Source organism: Pedobacter cryoconitis (assembly GCF_014200605.1).
Classification (GTDB): domain Bacteria; phylum Bacteroidota; class Bacteroidia; order Sphingobacteriales; family Sphingobacteriaceae; genus Pedobacter; species Pedobacter cryoconitis_B.
In genome coordinates this window covers 91,748-111,903 of the sequence record NZ_JACHCE010000008.1, presented here as the reverse complement: position 1 = coordinate 111,903, position 20,156 = coordinate 91,748, and the positions used below count along the sequence as shown (strand labels likewise).

Here is a 20,156-nt window from a genome sequence, read left to right as displayed (position 1 = left end):
CGGTTGCATTTATAATATGGTTATCGATTTTATAAAATCACTCCTGGGCTTCTTTCAATACGTTGCTTCTCTTCATCAGTATTCATTTTTTTAAAAATAAATTTCGGTGCTATTCGAGATAGCAATTTCCCAAGTTTTGATACACCTACCACAATTTCATCTTCACCGTAGATTAATCCCTTGAAAACTTTATGAGCAAAAAGCTCGGTGGTCATCAGCGATATATTCTTTCCTTTGTTCATTTTTGTATTAACAGCAGGTGGTATTACTTCTACTACTCTTATTAATGTCTTTTTAAGTTGAAATCTCAAACTCTGCGTAATGGCCCTTAAACCAACTTTACTCGCACTGTATGCAGATGATTGTGCAGAGGGAATAAAAACATAACCACTAGTTACATTTACAATGATAGCATCAGTCTGCGTCTCTAAAACTGGCATCAGTTGCTGTATTAAAGCCACCGGGGAGACCAAATTTGTAGCTAACTCTGTTTGTAAAGTTTCGATATAATTTGAATCCATGATATCTGTTATACTATAGGCGCCGGCATTGTTTATAAGAATATTTAATTTAGAAAATCGATTATTTACCTCTGTCGTCAAAACCTTTCTTCCTTCCATAGTAGACACGTCCGCAACAATGATATGTAGCTGTGAGAAGCGTTTTTGTGCGTCGTCAAGATTTGCTTTTGTTCTCGCACAAATAATTACTTCATTTCCTTCCTTCAAAAAGATTTCTGCCAATGCCAAGCCTATGCCTGTGGCACCGCCAGTTATCAATACCGTATTATCACTTCTCTTCATAGTTTTTTTTAAAAAAAATTGCTTTGCAAATGTAAATTCATTGATATACTTTTGCAAGTAGTTACCATTAAGTATATTAATATACAAAAAGTTACTTTTTTGTATATTAGGTAGTTAAAATAAAATAATAATGGAAAATTTCGAAAATTGTGTGGTTGATTTGAGTGATTTACAGTTCATCTTGCGAGTTTTAGGAGGTAAATGGAAGTTACATATCCTTACTAAATTGTATTTCGGCAAAAAACGCTTTAAAGAATTAGAAAGAGAAGTGATGGGGATTTCCCCTAAAATGCTGATCAAAGAATTAAAAGACTTGGAAACTATAGGCATAATAAACAGGCAAACTTTTAATACAGTTCCTATCACTGTTGAATACAGTTTAACAAAAGAAGGTCTGACACTGAAACCAATCCTAGATCAGATGAAAGAATGGGCAATAATGTTCAAAAAAAAAGCGGGTGAAAAACAAGATAATAGATAATCTTTTAGGGTTCTGAACCTCCCTGAGGTACGAATGCAATGGATACTTCTGTTCCTTGATATCATACAAATTTTAATGCAACCATACCTTCTTCATCAGGCTCGCAGAATTGATAAGTGAATACTTCAGGATTACTACCATTTGATTTAAACAATTTAAGGCATAAAAAAAGGAGTTAAAACTAACTCCGGCTCGGTACTCTCAGCCGTGCTAAGGTAGAACCATTTTGATCAAGTTTCGATTAGAATGGCTTCCATACCCTTAAAATTTACTTAATTACTTTTTGTAAAGAAAGATCTAAAAAAGTTTGGCCTCGATTAGTATCTAAACCAATAGCATATCAAAAATTTAGTTCAGTCTAAGTATTTAAATGTGGGATAATAGCGTGAAACATGGACTATTTAGTAAAAATATTTGACCTTAATAGAACATACGCATGCATAAATGTGTTATACCATTGTGCTACAATAGATGCAATAGAATAAAGATTAATTACATTTTCCTTATTGCAACTTTCAGATTTGAATGCGAATTTCAAGTTATCAGGAACCAATACTTTAGGCGTTCCGCCAATATGCTGAAGGCAGCAGCCTAATGAATGAAGGAAGTCGGCAATTCGCTAGCTGGGAACTACCATTGCAAAACTGTAATCGGAAAAAGGAAGGCAGGCTACAAATACCTGACAGGCAACCACCTCACCGGTAGAATGGTCGACATAATGAAGGGGCTTTCCTGCGAAGTCTACGAATAGTTTATCGGCTGGCTGATGATCCAGTTTCATTCACGGCCGGTGGGCCCGCAATTGCTGCTGTAGGTGAAAGCAGAATTGCGAATAACTGTAGCCTTGCTGATAATCGATGATATATTCCTCCCAGAGGAGTTTTCTGGTTACACCAACCAGTCCCAATTGCTTACTGTAGCTTTCCAGATGAGCGCTCAAATGTTCAACCCTGGGATCTTTATAAGCGGGATTACCTGCATGGAATCTCCCTGCTGATGCAGGCGTAATAGTTGTTTGATCTGACTCATTGCTTTTGCTTTTCCAACCATCAGCACTCGGATTAAGTGAAAGAATATTCACCTAAATAAACCAAAATCAAATCAATTAAGGGGTCAGTATGCGGTTCTTCCCCAATTTTGGTGGTTATGATAGTGATAACACCAGCCTTCTTTCCAAGAGATTCAACGATGCGTGACCATACATTTGCCTTTTGATAGTTTTGAGCTTGTTTACATTTCCTTCAACCGGGCCATTACTCCATGGATAATCGAATGCATTTTTCACAGGTTCAAAGTCCTGTAGTAATCCATTGACGAAGCCCTGCAACTCTGGTATTGAAGAATTGTTTACTGTACTTATCCATTCATTTAATCCATCACTATTGCGATCCCGCAACATCATCTGCCAAAATTGTCTTACTATAAACCAGGTCTGGTTCAGTATCTCCGATTGTCTACACAATTCGTCTAATATATCATGTCCTTGTTTGGTCAATTTTTGCTTATCCCCAAAAACAGCATTGCTGTCTTTGATGGCCTCCATAGTGCCAAATTGGACGGCAATATTATTTTTCTGCCTCTTTTCTTACCCAGCCTAAAGCCATATCTGGCTAACCCGTCTGAAAGTGTACTATATGTTCCGGGATATCCTCTATCTGTCAATTCAGCAAGTAACTGTTTCAGTTGAAGTTCAGGAACTTCTTTCAACCGTTTTTTTATGTAAGTCAGATGTTTTTCCAATCCAGAAGGACTGGGATAATTTCGTCTTGGGAGTTCCTCACAATACCTGTATTTTCTTATAGTTATACGGCTCATTTTAAATGTTCTGGCAATTTCCTTGATAGAAATATTTTCTTTGAGCATTTTTTTTACCTGCCTGAACTTTTCATGTTGACGTTCAGAAGCAAGACTCTTGGGGGCTCGATTTTGGCCTGTTTAGTTTCCTGGTATACTGTACGAACCTTTTTCATTACAGCATGCTCGCGATCGATGACTTTTCGGACAGCTTCTCCCAATTTTTTTAACAGGTGCCGCCTGTCTGTTACCTGAACAGCCTGTGGGGCACCTTTATTAACTGCCCGCTGATAATTTCCGTACCTGTCCCGGGATACGATCTGTATTTCCGGTCTGTCTTTTAACCACGCTGTAAGCGTATTTTCTTCTCTGTCAGCAAGCAGTGCGATAGGTTTATTTGTAGTAAGATCTACCAGGATACTCCCATAACGGTCACGTTTTTTTATAGCCCAGTCATCTACCCCCAATGCAATAACCTCTTTACAATCTGGTAAAACTGTATTATAAATAATGCGTAACAGCGTACTGTCACTGATGCCGATTGAAAACTGTTTACAGATGCGTTCTCCTGACTTTCCACCTGCTTCCAGGGTAATGTTTAATAAAGTTTCCTTAAGTCGATCTGTTATTCGCTTATATGGACGAAAATGATCGTCAAATCTTTCTGTAAACACCTTGAATGGACATTCATCGGTACGACAGTAAAATTTACTGTGCCCTTAAGAATACTGTGGTAGATTTTCCAAAGCAAGGTAGATCCATAAACTTTCTGGTATAATAACTGTGCGTTTTAGAAGAAAAGACCAAACAATTGGGACAGCGGCTGCTTTTTCTTTTACGCTGAACATAAATGTTGAACCTGTCGAGTTGGTTAACTACAGAAATTACCCGGAACGGATCTTTAGGTTTAAAGATGATTTTTGTGGCATTCATTAGAATTAATAACGAATACCAGAGACATTACATCATTTGTTTACCACCAAAATTGAAGAAGAGCCATTTTAATTGGTATATCCACGTTGTGCTTATAAACTAAAAAGGGCTGATCACCAAACCCAATTGATTCCATATAGGCTATTGCAATATCCTGCATCTTTGCATCATCTATATTTTCACTTGTATGGAAATTAAGTGATATGTGCGGCGCATTAGTTTTTACACTCTGTTTAAGAATGGTTAAATGCTCGAATCTTTTCAACTTATGCTCAAAACTCATATTTTCAACTTCACCAGCAAAACCGCTTGGTAAAATGAGTTTGGCCTCTCCATCTATAACTTTGTTTTCGTTATAATGAAGAATTCCTCTAATACTCCGACCGATACTTATTTTTGCAACCATTTTTCAGCTAGTTTAGATATAAGCGAAATGAGTTTTTCTACTTTAGGTTTAATGGTCTTATAGGTTTCTGCTGTCTTATTAGCATGAAAAGAACGTTCCATAGGATTTTGGCTAATATGAAAACTATGTGTTTGTTTATTGATATTTACTCCAATGCTTTTAATCTCTTTTCGGATAAGGGCCATTTCCTCCATAGGGGCGTTCATAGAAATATCCTTATGTAGAAGTTTTATTGGGCGGTTGGTAATTATTTTCCAGACAATCTCACCGATAGACTTACAATCGCTTTCTAGAAGCAACTTATCCAGCTTATTGAATTGACTTGCAGTTAATCTCACATTAATAGGACGGCTTAGAATGCTATCTTGATCCTTGGCTTTTTTTCTCGCCATACATACACTTATTATTGACTTTAGGATCACGAGTTCCGAGTGATCCTATGTCCTCATGGACAGCAAAGAGATTTTCGTATACGAAAATACATCTTCGCTAAGCACACGAGTGCTTCAAGGTTCCTACTCCGATAGCTTGGTGAACTTCGGTCTGTATTAGTAATAATTTAGATTTTAGTGATAGATTTTCTTAGCTCAGGTCATAGATTCACTATCCGTTTTGCGTAGGATATTGACCTGACCAAGAGGTATAGAAGAACGCAGAAGATGTCTGATTCGTTGACGAGGTTCTGTTTTGATCCGTTTTATTTTTGGATGGAACGTTCCGAGAAAATCACTGGTTTTATTGGGTGTTTTTTTTGGGGGCTTTTTCATGACTTTATAGATTAAAATAAAGTCAAATATGGGGGTGTAAATTATTAAAAATTGACAACCAGTTAGGGAGTACCTAGAAATAATTGAACAATAGATGGAATTGAGGAAGTTAATCACACCATCAACAGAATCTCATTTTGACTTTCCCTTCCATGCCAGCTCCAGAATAGTTTGATGATCTTCTTTTTTAAAAACTCATCCAGCAACTGCTCAAAAAAATGCTTCTTGACTTTTCATAGATCTAATAAAATTATTACGATAAAGTAATATTTAAGACTTAATTATGATTAATATGTTTGTAACAAAGCGTAATTATATTTTTTTGATACATAAAAAAACTATATATAAAGATTTAAAATTCAATAAAATGACAAACATTCGAAATAGTAAAATTACAAGTCATAATTCAGAAATCCTTTGCCAAAGTCATCTATCCCATTTGAAGGATCAGAATTAAATGAAAACAAATCTTTCATTAAAACACTTGTGCTTAAAGAACTTGATAATTGACAATTTACGCAGGTACTTAGAAGTAAACTTCTTTTTGAAAATGGATGTATATGGATATTGATTACTCTTTTTTAAATGCTGGAAGAAATATGGATAGTTTATTTAGAATTTTACGATCCAAAATAGCAATATTAAATTCCCCAGAAATTAGCACACCGACACTTAAGACTTCATTGGGAATTTGCCTGAACTCTGGTTTCCCGATTGCAGTTTGCTGGGGCAAGGAATTCACTTTATTTTATAATGACCAATATGCGTTGATTTTAGGCGGAAAACATCCCAAGGCATTTGGTAGCCCTACAAAAATTGTCTTTGCAGAGATTTGGGACATCCTTGAACCACAGCTAAAATTGGTAATAAGTAGTGGTACCACTATAAAATTACCTGATGCTCCTTTTCTGTTAGATCGCAATGGTTATTTGGAAGAATGTTATTTTGATTATACCCTATCTCCAATTTACAATGCTGAGGGGAAAATAGAAGGCATTTTTAATTTAGTTATAGAAACTACAAACAAAGTTATTGGACAAAGGCGAAGTGAGTTGTTGAATAAGCTAATAAAAATTGGAAATACCGCACAAACACTTGAAAAGTATTTTAATAATTGTAAAATAGCGTTAAACGAGGAGCAACAAGAAATTCCATTTTATTTAATTTACCTAAAAGGAAAACACAAAATTTATACACTGGTTGCCTCGGGAGGAATTGATCAAACAATTGATCATCACAAATGGCCAGTAGAAGATTTACTAAAATCTGGAAATACGGTATTTCTCGACTCCATTTCCGACTATTTAGCAGAGCCGATTATAACTTTTTATCCTGAACCCTGCTGCGAGGCCGCAATCATACCACTAAAAAATAAAAATGCACCTATTTCGGGTTATATGATAGTTGGATTATCCCCGAGAAAAAAAAATGATACCGACTACAAACAGTTTATTGAAAATGTTGGTGGTGTAATAGGAAATTGTCTATCAAGTGCATTTTCTTTCGACGAATTTCTTTCTTTAGAAAGAGAAAAAGAAAATCTTTTAAGGATTATAAGTCACGAGCTTAAGACCCCAATAACAAGTATTAAAGGATATGCTCAACTGATAATGAGAGTTTCAGAAAAAAACGGGGATGATAGTTCTAAGCTTTTGACTAAAATGACTTCACAAATCAATAAGCTTAACCATATCATAACAGATATGTTGGATGGAACGAATTTTAACAGCGGTAGAATTCATCTTACTATAACAGAATTTAGTTTCGATAACCTTGTAAAGAAGATCGCAAGTGAAATATATATTTCGGATAGTAAGCATAATATCCAAATAGAACTTGGATGCAGAAACTTGTACTCTGGGGATAGGGCAAGAATTGGTCAGGTAATTTCAAATTTACTTTCAAACGCTATTAAATATTCACCCGATGGCGGAAACATATTTATTCGTACAAGTGGAAATAACGAAAAGATTAGCTTTAGCATATCAGACCAAGGTATTGGAATCAGAAAGGCCGAACAGCAAAAAATATTCGAACGCTTCTACAGGTCAACTGAGATCATCACACAATACCCTTATCCTGGTATGGGTCTAGGCCTATTTATTTCTAATGAGATCATCAAACTTATGGGTGGAAAACTCTGGTGTGAATCTCAAGAAGGGCAAGGTGCTATTTTCTATTTCACACTACCTCTTGATTACAAATCAACCTATTAAATTAATAAAAAGCCCCTCTTTTGCTTATGAAAAAAGGAAATTTTAAAAAATTTAATAAAATCTGGAGACTACTAGTTAGTTGTTCCTGAATCTAAAATCTAACCAGAGTTGTTTCAATTGAATGACATCTTTAATACTTCAGTTACGCGGACAGATATTAAATACCTGAAAAACACCTCACAGGTTCACTGGAAACAAACACAAAATACTCGAGTGACATTAAATTATAATTTTGAGGTTAAAAGAAAAAAGTCAGCCCAGTTCTACGATTAGGATAAATTAAAAAAGCACAAAAACTACACATTTTAAATAAAGAAATAGATAAATAATCCATAAAAAAACTAGGCTGTTTTAACACCGAAAAGATAGCCAACAGCAGCAGTCATTAACATCGCTGCTGTTCCCCAGAAACAAATCCGGATAACAGCTTTACTAACAGAAGATCCGCCTGCTTTCGCTGCAACAATTGCAGAAAAAGCTAAAAATACGATCGAAAAACTATATTGATAAATGACCATCAGGTGAAGTGGTGCAAAAATAGACACTAGCATCGGGAGCATTCCGCCCGTAATAAATGAACCTGCTGAAGCTAAAGCAGCTTGCATTGGCTTTGCCTGGGTAATCTCATTGATGCCGAGTTCATCCCTCGCATGTGCGCCTAAAGCATCATGCGCAGTGAGCTGTGTAGCAACCTGCAAGGCCAGACTTTCTTCCAGACCTCTCTGCTGGTAAAGTTTGGCTAATTCCTTCAGTTCAATTTCTGGCATCTTTTCCAATTCCATTTTCTCCCTCTTCAAATCGGCAGTTTCGATATCCGATTGTGAACTCACAGAAACGTATTCTCCGGCAGCCATAGACAATGCTCCGGCAACCAGTCCTGCCAAGGCAGCCAATACAATTGGTCCTCGTGTAGTACTCGCTGCGGCAATGCCAATGGCCAGACTGGTTGTAGAAAGAATACCGTCATTTGCGCCTAAAACGGCTGCTCTTAACCAACCACTTCTATTGGTGTAATGTTCTTCAAGTTCCATATTATGTTTTTCCTCCGTTAATCATGTCTGATACTATCCCTTTGCTTTCTTTCCGTTCTGCCAGAAGTACACCAACGATATGTACCAAGATAAAGATCAGGATTAAATACATACAAAAACCATGAAATCCTTTAATGCTGTGACTTACAGTTTTACTGATGCCTAATTCCTGATCGAATGTCATAGCTAAGCCTGTTATAACCATGATGGCAAGTAATGAATAGAAAATAAGGTATAAGCATTTAACCGTAAACTCGTGTAAGGCTACATGAGATTCCTTACTTTGTTTACGATAAGCCTGGTAAGCACTTTTTAAGTTACCGAAAAAGCCTTGCCCTGTAGACGAAGAAAATGCAGAGAGTAGCCGGAACAAGAATAATGCTGCAAGTGTATAACCAAAGTAAATATGAATACTCCAAATCTGATCTTCCATACCATTTGCTATATCTTTGGCTTGTTGAGCGGTTATTGAGGTACCAGATTGCTGTAGTATAAATTTGGTATTACTTTTTACATCGAATAAAGTTGAGTTTAACAGCACTGTGAGTAGTGATCCGGTAATGACCAGCAGATTTAGCCAATGCCACAGCCTGATAGATCTGCTGTGCTTTTTCAATTTAGCAGGATGATCAATGTCGTTCCTCAATGGTTCAATGATAGCCATGTTGATTGCGTTTTAATGCATCTGGATTTTATGTTCCAGATGCTTTGTGTTTTTATTTTACTTTTAAATTTAAAGTAATGATGTTGGAAACCAGTCCTGTAGATCTGCTATAATGCCCGTATCTCAGTTCCAGCATATTCAGATGTCGCCAGCCAAATACACCGTGCGGAGGTGCAAGCCGGATTCCCGCCCCATAAAAATCACTGTTCAGGGTTGACAGGTCATAATCACTGGTAAAATAGGTAGCAGAAGGATCATGTTGCCCATAGGGTGCAAAATATCGGGTTCCTGTTTGCTTGTTATAGCGGTAAAATGGACTTAAGGAGACAAATGAGGTGAGTTTCACCGGAACTTCTATTTCTGCGGTATGTGCTCTGATGCCCCAGTTATCCATAAAGTAACGGTAATAAGTCCGTATAATCACCTGGTCAGTGGCAAAGTAGTTTAACCTTGCGGCAATAGGTAATTTATATCTTTTATCAGGCAGCGTTTCTGCTCTTACAGAACCATCTGTAAAATAATCACGTTGGTATTTGGTGGCTAGTAAACCCTTTTGATAAGCAGGTTCAATAATAATCAGTGCCTGAAGTTTTGGATTGATAACCTGTGAAATAGAAAAAGAAGTGCTGAATGAATTTCTTGGGCTAGAGCCTTCACTTCTAGATTCGCGACCGTTGCCGCTTGTTGCGGGCCGCAGTTCAATAGGCAAAATGACTTTCCATGTATCTAAAAATGCCTGTAGTTTAAAATCAAACTGAGTGTTTTTATCTTTCGATAAGCGGGTCAGGTTAAATCCGGCACCTAGTGACTGATAATCATATTCTTTGGAGAAAGAACCTGTAAAACCAAAAGCATTTCCGGTTTTTTCATTGCTTTGCGTCCAGTTTAAAGACGGATAAATACGAGTATCAGCCATCGATGCTGAAGAAATCGTACTTGGATCAATCTTATCAGAAGAAGCAGAAGTATAATGATCTACACCCAGTTCAAACAAAAAGGTGTTTTTCTTGCCTGCTTTATTGAAATTGGACATTTGCAGATCGATTGTATTAGCAAAATCTGTTAGTTTTTCAGTTCCAATACCACCTGTAACGGCTGAATTGTTGCCATTTTGATGATAGTAGGCCGATACCAGGTTGATTTCGTCCAGTTTAAGTTTCCTGCTTTGATAATTACTGCTGTCGGCAGGGGCAGGTTTGCTTTTAATTTGTCCATGGGCACCTAAAACACCGAGGAACAGCAGCAGTACATGCAGATAGATCTTTCTCATGATTTTTATTTAATTACAACCACAACCACCACCGCTTTTGCCACCATTGGCACCAGAACCGCCTTCACGGTATAACTGGAAACTCTGTTCAAACTTTTGCGCCGTTCGGGAGGATAAAGCCATTTCAGAATCATTGAGCTTATTTTTCTGATACGGTTTTACTGTTGCACATGCGCTCAGCAGGCTCATTGCAAAAATGCCCGAGCCGAGTAATACTGCTATTGGAATGGACTTTTTCATATCATTGTTTTACATTAATGTTCTTTGAAGTATACAACTGATCCTGATCATCTATAATGATACAGGCCACATGTTTTAACTGATTGATCAAATCAAGGCCTATTTGCACACCCATTACAATCACAGGTGTAGCAAGTGCGTCGGCTAGTTCGGCGCTTGGACAAATGATGCTTACACTTTTAATTCCACTAACCGGTAAACCCGTTTTGGGGTCAATCGTGTGGGAGTATCTGCGACCGTTTATAGTAGCATACTTTTCATAATCTCCAGATGTTGCAATAGCCATATTGCTAATGTTTAGCGCAGAAAAAGGGCGGCTGCTTTGATCAGGATCGGCAATGCCTATCGTCCAGGGCTTACCAGTTGATTGGCTGCCCCAGGTAATCAGGTCACCTGCTGCGTTTACTATTCCATGTTCGATTCCTATACGCTGCAATATTTGTTTGGCCCTGTCGGCTGCATATCCTTTTCCTATGCCACCAAATCCGATCCGCATGCCTTGTTGTTTAAGCATGACCGTAGAATTTTCAGGATCTATAATTACATGTTGGTAGTTGATCAGACCGACTGATTGACGTGCTGTTTCAAAATCTGGCAGTGAGGTCATATTGACATCAAAGTTCCAAAGGCTTTTATCTATAGAACCATAGCTAATGTCGAAGGCACCCTGGGTAATGTCTGATATTTTTACTGCACGCTGAATGAGCTCAATCACTTCAGGATCAACTTTAACTGGCTTTATACCTGCATATTGATTGATGAGGCTGGTTTGACTGGTCTCTCTGAATGTACTTAGTAATTCTTCAATCCTGCTAACCTCTGCTATAGCTGCATCAATAGCTTTTTCGCCAGCAGTTCCATGATCCGCAATTACCGTAAACTCAAAACGGTTACCCATGAGTTTTAATACCCTATTGTAAGTCGCGTCCGCCATCTAATAATTTATTTAGCAGATTCAATGCTTGTGATTTCCTGAATAAATTTTTCAGGAGTTTCATTAGGATAGCCGTCCCACGATTTCAAAACTTCCCCATTTTCATCCAGCAGCAGGGTGTAAGGAAATTTACCATCAGGGTTATATTTTTCTGCCAGGGCTTCATTTAGTTTAATCTGTTCGGCAGACAACTGGTTTTTCTTTTGGCGTGGGAAATCTGCACGTACTAATACTAAATGAGCTTTAGCATAAGTCTCAAAAACCTCTGATTCTAAGATTTCTTTTCTTAAACGGATGCAGGGGCCACACCAATCTGACCCTGAGAAATTGACCAGGATTTGTTGATGAGTGCTTTTAGCCTGCTGTTGTGCCTGGGTAAAATTGCTCATCCAGCTTAACGAACCAGCAAGAATTGATAAAAATGTGATTAGTAATACTTTCATCTGTCTGTCCTTAATGTTAAGCTAATATCAAGGTGAATTCTGAAGACATTATGAAGTTGTCTGTTAAAAAATGTTAAAGCATTATTAGCTGACTTTTATTCTCGGAGCTTTTAAAATTGATAATGAATTGGTGATACTCCTTATTATAGTTGTAACTCAATTCATAGTTTTGTTTTAAACAGACCTGTTTCAGAATGGCCAGACCCAGACCTGTACCATCTGAAGCATTGTCTTTATAGAATCTTTCAAAAATCTTTTGAGGATGAAGCCCGGTACGTGATCCGGTGTTTGAAAATATAAGGCTATCATTTTTTATGGTAACCATCATTGAGCCGCCATCGTTATTGTGTCTTATAGCATTGCTGAAAAGATTATTGATTAATATCTCTATTAAAGAACGGTTTGCAAAGACAGAGAATACACTGATCTTTGTTTCTACCTGTAGCTCTCTTTTTTGAATGAGTTCGTGGAAATAGCTGATCTTCTCCTCAATTAATGCTTTAAGGTCGATTTCTTCTTTGTCCTGAAGCTGATCATTGTCAATTTTGACCAACAGCAGGAGTGATTGATTTAACTTTGTCAATTTTGAGGTAGCCTTATACAGATCGGCCAGAATTTCACTTTCTTCTTTGCCAAGTGTATTGGATTGCAGCATAGTGTCAAGTTTGGAGTTGATCACTGCAAGGGGAGTCATCATTTCATGAGATGCATTTTCAGTAAATAGCTTAATTTCTTTGTAATCTGATTTTACTTTCAGCGATACTTCAAGAACGGCATTATTCAGCTCTCTGAATTCTTCAATATTGGTTTGAACCGGCTCAAATACTTTCTCCTGGTTAATGTTAAATGCTTTGATATTGATTAACAATTGGCGGAACGGCAACCACATTCTTTTAATCAGAATTCTGTTGACCAACCATAAAATCAATAACAAAATAATTACTGGTAATAAAATAATCAGAATAATACTTTTGATCTGTTCCTGCCGCTCAAATTTAGAAGCCATGATCATCACTTCGTATGGTTGTCTGTTTAAGATTAATGCTGTTTTCAGATATCTTGCTGATTCGTCATGTTTCTTTTTAGGATTGTAGAAAGTTGTATCGGCGAAATATTTACGTTTATCAGATAGCTTGTTTATTTTTTTATAGTCAACAATAACATCATCAAATCCATCCGGGGATGGGAGGATATTTTTAACGTGCGTAAAGTCACGTACCTCGAGAAGCTCCTCGTAAAGATGATCATCAATCTGTTTATCGATATATTGTCCGAGCGTTTGATAAAAAAGAAATCCTATAACAATAAGACCTGTGAGTGTGATGATAGCCAAGATCCTGTTATAACTGCTGAATAATTTCATGAATCGGTAAATTTATAGCCCACTCCATAAACCGAATGGAAATAGTCTTTGCAGCCTGAATCTGTTAGTTTTTTTCTCACATTTTTGATGTGGGTATAAATGAAATCGAAACTGTCGGCCATATCAGCATCATCGCCCCAAATGTGGACTACTGCTGCGGCTTTGGAGATTACTTTATTTTTGTTGACTACAAAGTACAACAGGAGTTCAAATTCTTTCCTGGTCAGGTATATAGGTTTCCCGTTTACTTTAGTTTCCTTAGCAGTAGTATCAATTTCTATTTCATTGAAATGAAATATACTATTTCCATTGAAATGCCGGCGTCTTACTATGGATTGTACCCTGGCGTAAAGCTCGGACAAATGGAAGGGTTTGATCAGGTAATCATCAGCACCCAGACTTAATCCTTCAATTTTCTGATCTAAAGAATTGCGTGCAGAAATAATCAGTACACCGTCTGCTTTATTTATTTTTTTTAAATATTTTAATAGTTGAAGACCTTCTCCGTCAGGCAGGGTCAAGTCCAGTAAAATACAATCATAATCATAAATGGATAGCTTCTGGTAACCTTGTTCATAGGTAGATGCATGATCACAAATGTTTCCCTCAACTGTCAGATATTGATTAATACTGTTTCTCAGGCTTTCTTCATCCTCAACAATTAGAAATTTCATAAATAAATATAATGTTAAAATCTGAAGACTTTTTGAAGCTTAATTAATTTAAGAATGCAATAATTATATTATTAAAATCCATGTTAGAATTGATTTAGATCAATACTGAATTGATAAGAGACATAATATTACAACCAAAGCATCGTATCATTACTATTAACAGCATCTAATTCCTAAGAAAACTATGTTTGAAATACCCTATTTAGAGAATTGTGCCGAAATCTTAGAAAAAAGATTTAAGAATAGAGTTCTGCAAAAAGTTGACCTTCAATGTGAAAAATCTATAAATGTTTCTAGAGAAATACTAAGTGAAAGCATTGTCGAACATGAATTAAAAAGAGTATGGCGAGATGGTTTGTCACTGAGGTTACAATTCAAGAGTTATTCTGTCTTGGAGCTAAGTTTCTCAACTTCTGCTTTCATTCAGGTAATAGAACAAAATTTGGAGGCTGATCCTTTTTTACTGAATCTCCATTTTAGCGGAGGATCAATTATTTCTGTAAAAGATACCCGAAAATCAAGTACGTTTCGATTGAATCCTATCAATACAGATATTCCTGATGCCTTAAGTAAGGCATTCACCTTTAATTATTTAATAGGTTTATTTTCTAATAAAAGTGAAGAAATTAAGTGTGTATTGATGGATCAAAATCTGATTAGAGGAATTGGAGAAGCCTATGCGGATGAAATTCTTTGGTATGCTGGAATCTCTCCTTTTTCAATAGTAAGTAAGATTCCACTTGTTAAGGTAAAGCTGTTATACAAAACAATCAAATATGTTTTTATTGATGCTATTAAACAAGTAAGAAAAATAAATCCTATAGGATATAATAAAACAGATAGTGATTTATTGTTGATTCATAATATAAGCAAAAAGAATAGTCCAACTGGAGGAATGATTAAAATGAAAGTTATTTCTGATAAAAAAGTCTATTATACTGATGAGCAATACCTCTATATATAACCAGAATCTGAAATAAGTTTGAATATATATTGAGTATTCAAGACATATTTAAAACGGATAGTAGCCCCTATGGAGGGTGTTTCCCAAACTGTGTCAATAGTGTAACTTTAAACTATCGATATGAACATGGCAACACTAGAAGACTTTGATTTTGAGAGCTTCAAAAAGGAAGCTATAGCCGGCTTATATTCCGGCAAAAAGATGACTGGTACCGACGGAGTACTGGCACCTATGATGAAACACTTTCTAGAATCGAAGATGACCGGCGAGCTGGAGCACCACATTGCTGAGAGTAAATTAGCCGGGCAGCCAAATCGCAAAAACGGCAAAAGCAAGAAGACCGTGCGCAGTTTAAACTCCGGTGAGTTTGAACTGGAAACTGGCCGAGATCGGCTCAGCACTTTTGAGCCTAAAGTGGTACCCAAACGACAACTGATTATTACAGAAGAATTAGAAGGCAACATTCTTTCGATGTATGCAATGGGGATGAGTACACGTGCGATGCGTGATTATATGCTGGAAATGTATGCTATGGAAATTTCTCCTGCTGAGATCTCAAGAATCACCGACAGTGTGCTGCCAGCGGTGCAAGAGTGGCGCAACAGGCCGCTAGAGGCTGTCTAACCTTTCGTATTCCTGGATTGTATGTTTTTTAAAGTCAGGGTAAATGGTGTAGTGGAAACTCGTGCGATCTACAATATCCTGGGAGTAGACATTGAAGGCAAAAAGGATATCTTGGGACTGTAAACTACTGAAAATGAAGGCGCCAAATTCTGGCTTTCGGTTTTAACTGATCTGAAAACGCGTGGTGTGGAAGATATACTTATTGTCTGTATTGATGGACTGAAAGGCTTCCCTGAAGCAGTTGAGGCTATCTTTCCAAAAACCAGGGTACAACTTTGCATCGTTCACCAGATCCGTTCTTCGATGCGTTACGTCCCTGAGAAAGATAAAAAGGCAGTGATGGCGGACATGAAGCCTATTTATCAGGCAAACAATGAACAGCAAGGCTATGAAAGGTTGCTGGAGTTTGAAGAGAAATGGGGCAAGAAATATCCCTTGAGCTGCAAGTCTTGGTTGGACAATTGGCTGAACCTTTCTGCATTCTTTGAATACGACCAAGGGATTCGCAAGATAATTTACACCACCAATCCGATTGAGGGTGTACACCGCCAAATCCGTAAAATAACTAAGACCAAGGGTGTATTTTCTACAGAACTGGCACTAATGAAACTCATGTACCTGGTCATTAAAAACATTAGTAAGAAATGGACAATGCCAATGCATAATTGGGGCCTGGCATTTTCACAACTTTATATTAAATTTGGTGAAAGAATCCTTAAGGAAAATAGAGGCTTCTGAGAGGCGTTAATTTATTAACTGACACAGTTCACGTTACACTCCCCCCTTATGGCTAATTTGCCATTGTAATAATTTACAATTTATTCTTTGAATGGTCTTGTTCTTTCATTACAAGGATTTGTTTACCTTTTTCTACAATATAAGTTGCCAGTTCTGCGGCATTATTGTTCCCTATATTCTTAGCGGAATGATATTTCCCGGCCGGCACAAAAAACACATCCCCTGCCTTTAGCTTAACCGGGGGATTACCTTCAATATCATATTCTAGTATTCCTTCAAGTACATAAATAATCTCTTCTCCAAAATGAGCGTGTAAGCCAAACTCAATTCCGGGTTTAAAATCGACGCGAACTTGAATTGCTTCATATCCAGCAACACTGATGTCATGCCGCTGAAGATCTGTACGTGTAATTCCGGACTGTTGCGCTTTAGCTGCTCCAGGAAGAAATAATACCAATAAACTTAAAATAGAAATTAGGGTTAGGAGAGATTTTCTGTAGATTTTCATCTTTTATTTTAATTTTTTACAATAGTTCATCATTAAGATCGTTTATCTTACTATTCAGTAAATAATTGATAAAGGGGCAATAAGTTTTGCATTGCCCCTTATTAATCTTTAATTACCTGATTAAAATAACTTGAATTATCGCGCGCTTGCGGCCTCTTCAATCACATTCAAAATTTCTTTAGAATGGGAAAACATAGCCACGTGTCCAGATTCAATTTCAATTGTCTTTGCCTTAATCCTTTTAGACATAAAACGCTGCAATTCAGGACTTAAAGCTTTATCATTTTTGGTAAGAATGTACCAGCTTGCTTTTTGTTTCCACGCAGGAGCAAGGCTTTTATCGCTAAATGCTGATTGTTTTAATGGGATTTGTGTCGCGTAAATCAGATTTTGTAATTTAGCGCTCAGATCTTGTGCAAAAGACTTTTGCATTCCCTCTTTTGATAAGAAAATAAATTCCCCGGAGGTGATAAAATACTTACTTATTTCAGTAGCAGGGCCTTTTGATGATAAAGTTGCAACATTTTCACCTGAATCAGGGGCAAAAGCAGCGATATAAACAAGACCGGAAACTTTTGGATCATTACCAGCTTGCGTAATTACAAAACCGCCCCATGAATGTCCAACTAATATAACTTTACCAGGTGCCATTTCTATCGCTCTTTTTGTCGCTGCAACATCATCATCCAGAGAAGTCACTGGATTTTGTACGGAAATAACATTATACCCTTTACTTTGCAATGCAGTAATCTGATCAACAAAACTTGAGCCATCAGCCCATACACCGTGTACAAAGATAATAGTGGGTTTATTGGTAGTCTTATTCTGAGCACGGCTTACATTGGAGCCCAGAAGGATCAACAGGATAAAAGATAACATTTTTACTGATTTCATTTGTGTTTTATTTATGGTTAATATTAATTTGTTTTCTATTTATATAATTGTAATTCGAAATTATAGTGATCCTGACAAAAGATCAATTCCCAACATGACGAGTTAGACAAAATAACAGTTGAGCCAGGCATTTTTAATGCTGCAATTCTGACTTGTTATTGCAATTCTATTTTTCGATAGTTATACGATCACCGATTTTGGGTAATTGCAATATTATGGAGGAAGCACTAAATTCGCGGATCGTGGCTTCTTGATCAATCTTTATGAATCCGAAAGTATCATAATGTACACCGATTACTTTTGTTGTTTCGACAAACTTAGCCGCCTGGATAGCATCATCTATACCCATGGTAAGCATGTCACCTATTGGGAAAACGGCAAAGTCGATGTGTGCGAAGCTCTTGATTAATGTCATATCTAAAGTAAGAGCAGTATCGCCGCTGTAATAGAAATTCCCATCTTTGCTGGTTATAATAAATCCGCTTGCTGTTCCGGCATAGCTGCCATCAGAAAAACTACTTGAATGCTGTGCTGCCACCGCCTTTACTACACCAAAGTCAAGGGACACCTTACCACCAGGATTTAAGGGTAGTGTGTCTTTTACGCCTTGCTGATTAAAGTAGTTATAAAGTTCCCAGCTCCCTATAACCTTTGCCCCAGTACGGGCTGCTATCACTGTCACATCAAGGATATGATCAAAATGACCGTGAGATACGAAAATGTAATCAGCTTCGATCTCTTCTATATTGATATTCTTAGCTAGTTCATTTCCAGTAATGAACGGGTCAAATAAGAGTCTTTTTCCACCTGCTAATACCGAAAAGCAAGAATGTCCGTAATAGGTAAATTCCATAAATTAATGAGTTAAAGTGTTTTTGTGTCTGTTGAAAGCACAAATGTAAACGAACGATCGTTCGTTTACAAGTAAAATAAAATAAAATAAAAAATAAACGAACGAATGTTCATCGTAAATTTGCCAATTATGGTAAGAACAAAATCGGAAATCACAAAGCAATTCATTATACATCAAACAGCACAAGTATTTAATACTAAAGGTGTTGCTGCTACCACAATAAGTGATATAATGGAAGCTACTAAAATGGGAAAAGGCAGTCTATACACACATTTTGAAAGTAAAGAACACTTGGCATATAGTGTTGTTGACTACAACCTGAATGATTTTTTTGTAAAGATGGGGACAGTAACAAATTTAAAATATTCAGCTAAAGAAAAACTATACGCATTTCTTGATTTTCTTCATGACCCGGTCAACCATCCTATTAAAGGCGGATGCCCGATGCTAAATTTCGGCACGGAGGCCGACGATACTAACCCGGTGATCAGGGAGAAAGTACAAATTGCTATCAAAGAAGCACAACTGGGTATTGCTGCGATCCTTAAAAAGGGAATAATTGATGGGGAGTTTCAAAAGGATTGGGATGTAGATGAGTATGCTTTGAAGATTTTCGCAATGTTAGAAGGCGGCGTATTGATGTCCAGAGTATATCAGGATTCAATGAATATGAATGTTTTAATCAAAATTATAAAACGTGAAGTGGAAGAGCGAACGGTCTAGCCATTTCGCTCAGCGATCCGCCTGACTGAGGACGGATAATGCCAAATTCGCAGGTTTTTAGTTTGATTAAAAGTCTCCTTGCAATAGCTTCGTCTATTAAATTAGAAATATTATAAATTGGTATGACTGAAAATAAATTTTATTTGCCGCTTTTAGATCAAATAAAAAAAGATGTAAAACTTGATGATGAAACGATCAATGCAATTGCCGAAAATTGTAAAGAGGTTTCATTTCCCAAAGACCATCTTTTACTTAGAGAAGGTGATGACTGCAAATATGCCTATCTCATAGTTTCAGGTGAAGCGAGATCGTTTTACACAGAATTTACGGGTAAAACAACGACTTGGTTATTTCATTTTAATAATTCATCCGGTCATATTAAAAATCACTGGTTAATTGACTATAAAAGTTTTCTGACTGGAGATCCGTCAACATTTAATATCGAAACATTATCCGAAGTTAAGGCAATACAATTATGCAGGTCAAATGTAATTAGCCTCATTGAAAAACAGCCATTATATGAGCATTGGACAAGAATTTTGAACGAAAAAGTATTTATTGTCACTTATAACCGCGTGTTTGCAATGCTGACTATGTCTGCAACAGATCGTTATAAAAAATTATTAGCTGAAGAACCACACCTATTGCAACTTTTTTCCAATTATTATATCGCTTCTTATCTCGGGATCACTCCACAATCTTTAAGCAGAATAAGAGGCAGAATGGCCAAAGAACGGTAGGTTTAATGGTAAAAAGCGATCACCTTATCATTAGTTACCATTGGTGAATGCCTGACTATTTTCATTAGTCGATTTTTGAGTGAATAAAAAACA

General features: G+C 36.8%; 25 protein-coding genes and 1 pseudogene. 6 read left to right on the top strand and 20 right to left on the bottom strand.

The window, feature by feature from the left end; translation table 11 throughout:
* Positions 1-29: 29 nt before the first annotated feature.
* Positions 30-803 (bottom strand): SDR family oxidoreductase, encoded by a 774-nt coding sequence (locus tag HDE68_RS20895; protein ID WP_183884181.1) that lies wholly within the window; start codon positions 801-803, stop codon positions 30-32.
* A 130-nt stretch (positions 804-933) separates the two neighbouring features.
* Here HDE68_RS20895 and HDE68_RS20890 point away from each other — a divergent pair, with 130 nt between their 5' ends.
* Complete coding sequence (locus HDE68_RS20890; protein WP_183884180.1) at positions 934-1,284, top strand: winged helix-turn-helix transcriptional regulator; 351 nt, start codon at positions 934-936, stop codon at positions 1,282-1,284.
* Positions 1,285-1,903: 619 nt separating this feature from the next.
* Here HDE68_RS20890 and HDE68_RS20885 read toward each other — a convergent pair.
* From HDE68_RS20885 to HDE68_RS20850, 8 genes are all read right to left on the bottom strand, one after another.
* Entirely contained in the window at positions 1,904-2,065 is a 162-nt protein-coding gene (locus tag HDE68_RS20885) for a hypothetical protein (RefSeq protein ID WP_183884179.1), read from the bottom strand.
* The gene (locus HDE68_RS20880) at positions 2,066-2,365 is read right to left on the bottom strand and encodes a hypothetical protein (protein ID WP_183884178.1); all 300 of its coding nucleotides are present in this window, start codon (positions 2,363-2,365) and stop codon (positions 2,066-2,068) included.
* Positions 2,366-2,428: 63 nt separating this feature from the next.
* On the bottom strand, positions 2,429-2,827 hold the full coding sequence (locus HDE68_RS20875) for a transposase (RefSeq protein ID WP_183884177.1): 399 nt from the start codon (positions 2,825-2,827) through the stop codon (positions 2,429-2,431).
* Positions 2,776-3,147, bottom strand: coding sequence for a hypothetical protein (locus tag HDE68_RS20870; protein WP_183884176.1), 372 nt, complete (start codon positions 3,145-3,147; stop codon positions 2,776-2,778). The genes HDE68_RS20875 and HDE68_RS20870 overlap by 52 nt, the downstream gene beginning before the upstream one ends.
* A 5-nt stretch (positions 3,148-3,152) precedes the next feature.
* Positions 3,153-3,752 carry a transposase gene (locus HDE68_RS20865; protein ID WP_183884175.1) on the bottom strand — a complete coding sequence of 200 codons (600 nt, stop codon included), beginning with the start codon at positions 3,750-3,752 and terminating at the stop codon, positions 3,153-3,155.
* A gap of 34 nt (positions 3,753-3,786) precedes the next feature.
* Complete coding sequence (locus HDE68_RS26725) at positions 3,787-4,011, bottom strand: transposase family protein (protein WP_183884174.1); 225 nt, start codon at positions 4,009-4,011, stop codon at positions 3,787-3,789.
* Positions 4,012-4,051: 40 nt separating this feature from the next.
* On the bottom strand, positions 4,052-4,417 hold the full coding sequence (locus tag HDE68_RS20855; RefSeq protein ID WP_260171823.1) for a relaxase/mobilization nuclease domain-containing protein: 366 nt from the start codon (positions 4,415-4,417) through the stop codon (positions 4,052-4,054).
* Positions 4,402-4,809, bottom strand: a complete 408-nt coding sequence (locus HDE68_RS20850) for a mobilization protein (RefSeq protein ID WP_183884173.1) — start codon at positions 4,807-4,809, stop codon at positions 4,402-4,404. Before HDE68_RS20850 ends, HDE68_RS20855 begins: the two co-directional genes overlap by 16 nt.
* Before the next feature lie 935 nt (positions 4,810-5,744).
* Here HDE68_RS20850 and HDE68_RS20845 point away from each other — a divergent pair.
* On the top strand, positions 5,745-7,400 hold the full coding sequence (locus HDE68_RS20845) for a PAS domain-containing sensor histidine kinase (RefSeq protein WP_183884172.1): 1,656 nt from the start codon (positions 5,745-5,747) through the stop codon (positions 7,398-7,400).
* Positions 7,401-7,741: 341 nt separating this feature from the next.
* Here the strand turns inward: HDE68_RS20845 and HDE68_RS20840 are convergent, their stop codons facing one another.
* From HDE68_RS20840 to HDE68_RS20805, 8 genes are all read right to left on the bottom strand, one after another.
* Positions 7,742-8,431 carry a VIT family protein gene (locus HDE68_RS20840; protein ID WP_183884171.1) on the bottom strand — a complete coding sequence of 230 codons (690 nt, stop codon included), beginning with the start codon at positions 8,429-8,431 and terminating at the stop codon, positions 7,742-7,744.
* A gap of 1 nt (position 8,432) precedes the next feature.
* The gene (locus HDE68_RS20835; RefSeq protein ID WP_183884170.1) at positions 8,433-9,095 is read right to left on the bottom strand and encodes a cytochrome b/b6 domain-containing protein; all 663 of its coding nucleotides are present in this window, start codon (positions 9,093-9,095) and stop codon (positions 8,433-8,435) included.
* Between the two features lie 52 nt (positions 9,096-9,147).
* Complete coding sequence (locus HDE68_RS20830) at positions 9,148-10,365, bottom strand: DUF3570 domain-containing protein (RefSeq protein WP_183884169.1); 1,218 nt, start codon at positions 10,363-10,365, stop codon at positions 9,148-9,150.
* 9 nt (positions 10,366-10,374) lie between these two features.
* Positions 10,375-10,605, bottom strand: coding sequence for a DUF4266 domain-containing protein (locus HDE68_RS20825; protein WP_111636083.1), 231 nt, complete (start codon positions 10,603-10,605; stop codon positions 10,375-10,377).
* 1 nt (position 10,606) lies between these two features.
* Positions 10,607-11,539 carry an FAD:protein FMN transferase gene (locus HDE68_RS20820; RefSeq protein WP_260171822.1) on the bottom strand — a complete coding sequence of 311 codons (933 nt, stop codon included), beginning with the start codon at positions 11,537-11,539 and terminating at the stop codon, positions 10,607-10,609.
* Between the two features lie 8 nt (positions 11,540-11,547).
* A complete protein-coding gene (locus HDE68_RS20815) occupies positions 11,548-11,982 on the bottom strand; it encodes a thioredoxin family protein (protein WP_183884168.1) in 435 nt (144 codons plus the stop codon).
* A 73-nt stretch (positions 11,983-12,055) separates the two neighbouring features.
* Positions 12,056-13,345: a sensor histidine kinase gene (locus HDE68_RS20810; protein WP_221300851.1), complete on the bottom strand. Its 1,290-nt coding sequence runs from the start codon at positions 13,343-13,345 to the stop codon at positions 12,056-12,058.
* Positions 13,342-14,019, bottom strand: coding sequence for a response regulator transcription factor (locus HDE68_RS20805; protein ID WP_183884167.1), 678 nt, complete (start codon positions 14,017-14,019; stop codon positions 13,342-13,344). Before HDE68_RS20805 ends, HDE68_RS20810 begins: the two co-directional genes overlap by 4 nt.
* Positions 14,020-14,203: 184 nt before the next feature.
* Between HDE68_RS20805 and HDE68_RS20800 the strand changes: the two genes are divergently transcribed.
* The gene (locus HDE68_RS20800) at positions 14,204-14,983 is read left to right on the top strand and encodes a DNA-formamidopyrimidine glycosylase family protein (protein WP_183884166.1); all 780 of its coding nucleotides are present in this window, start codon (positions 14,204-14,206) and stop codon (positions 14,981-14,983) included.
* A gap of 126 nt (positions 14,984-15,109) precedes the next feature.
* Positions 15,110-16,345, top strand: a pseudogene (locus tag HDE68_RS20795) (IS256 family transposase).
* Positions 16,346-16,418: 73 nt separating this feature from the next.
* Here the strand turns inward: HDE68_RS20795 and HDE68_RS20790 are convergent.
* The 3 genes from HDE68_RS20790 to HDE68_RS20780 form a co-directional block, all read right to left on the bottom strand.
* On the bottom strand, positions 16,419-16,853 hold the full coding sequence (locus tag HDE68_RS20790) for a cupin domain-containing protein (protein ID WP_183884165.1): 435 nt from the start codon (positions 16,851-16,853) through the stop codon (positions 16,419-16,421).
* A gap of 135 nt (positions 16,854-16,988) precedes the next feature.
* Positions 16,989-17,747 (bottom strand): alpha/beta hydrolase, encoded by a 759-nt coding sequence (locus tag HDE68_RS20785; protein WP_183884164.1) that lies wholly within the window; start codon positions 17,745-17,747, stop codon positions 16,989-16,991.
* A gap of 166 nt (positions 17,748-17,913) precedes the next feature.
* Positions 17,914-18,600 (bottom strand): metal-dependent hydrolase, encoded by a 687-nt coding sequence (locus HDE68_RS20780; RefSeq protein ID WP_183884163.1) that lies wholly within the window; start codon positions 18,598-18,600, stop codon positions 17,914-17,916.
* A gap of 129 nt (positions 18,601-18,729) precedes the next feature.
* Between HDE68_RS20780 and HDE68_RS20775 the strand changes: the two genes are divergently transcribed.
* Positions 18,730-19,323 (top strand): TetR/AcrR family transcriptional regulator, encoded by a 594-nt coding sequence (locus HDE68_RS20775; RefSeq protein ID WP_183884162.1) that lies wholly within the window; start codon positions 18,730-18,732, stop codon positions 19,321-19,323.
* 122 nt (positions 19,324-19,445) lie between these two features.
* Positions 19,446-20,063: a Crp/Fnr family transcriptional regulator gene (locus tag HDE68_RS20770; RefSeq protein WP_183884161.1), complete on the top strand. Its 618-nt coding sequence runs from the start codon at positions 19,446-19,448 to the stop codon at positions 20,061-20,063.
* The last annotated feature ends 93 nt before the right edge of the window (positions 20,064-20,156 follow it).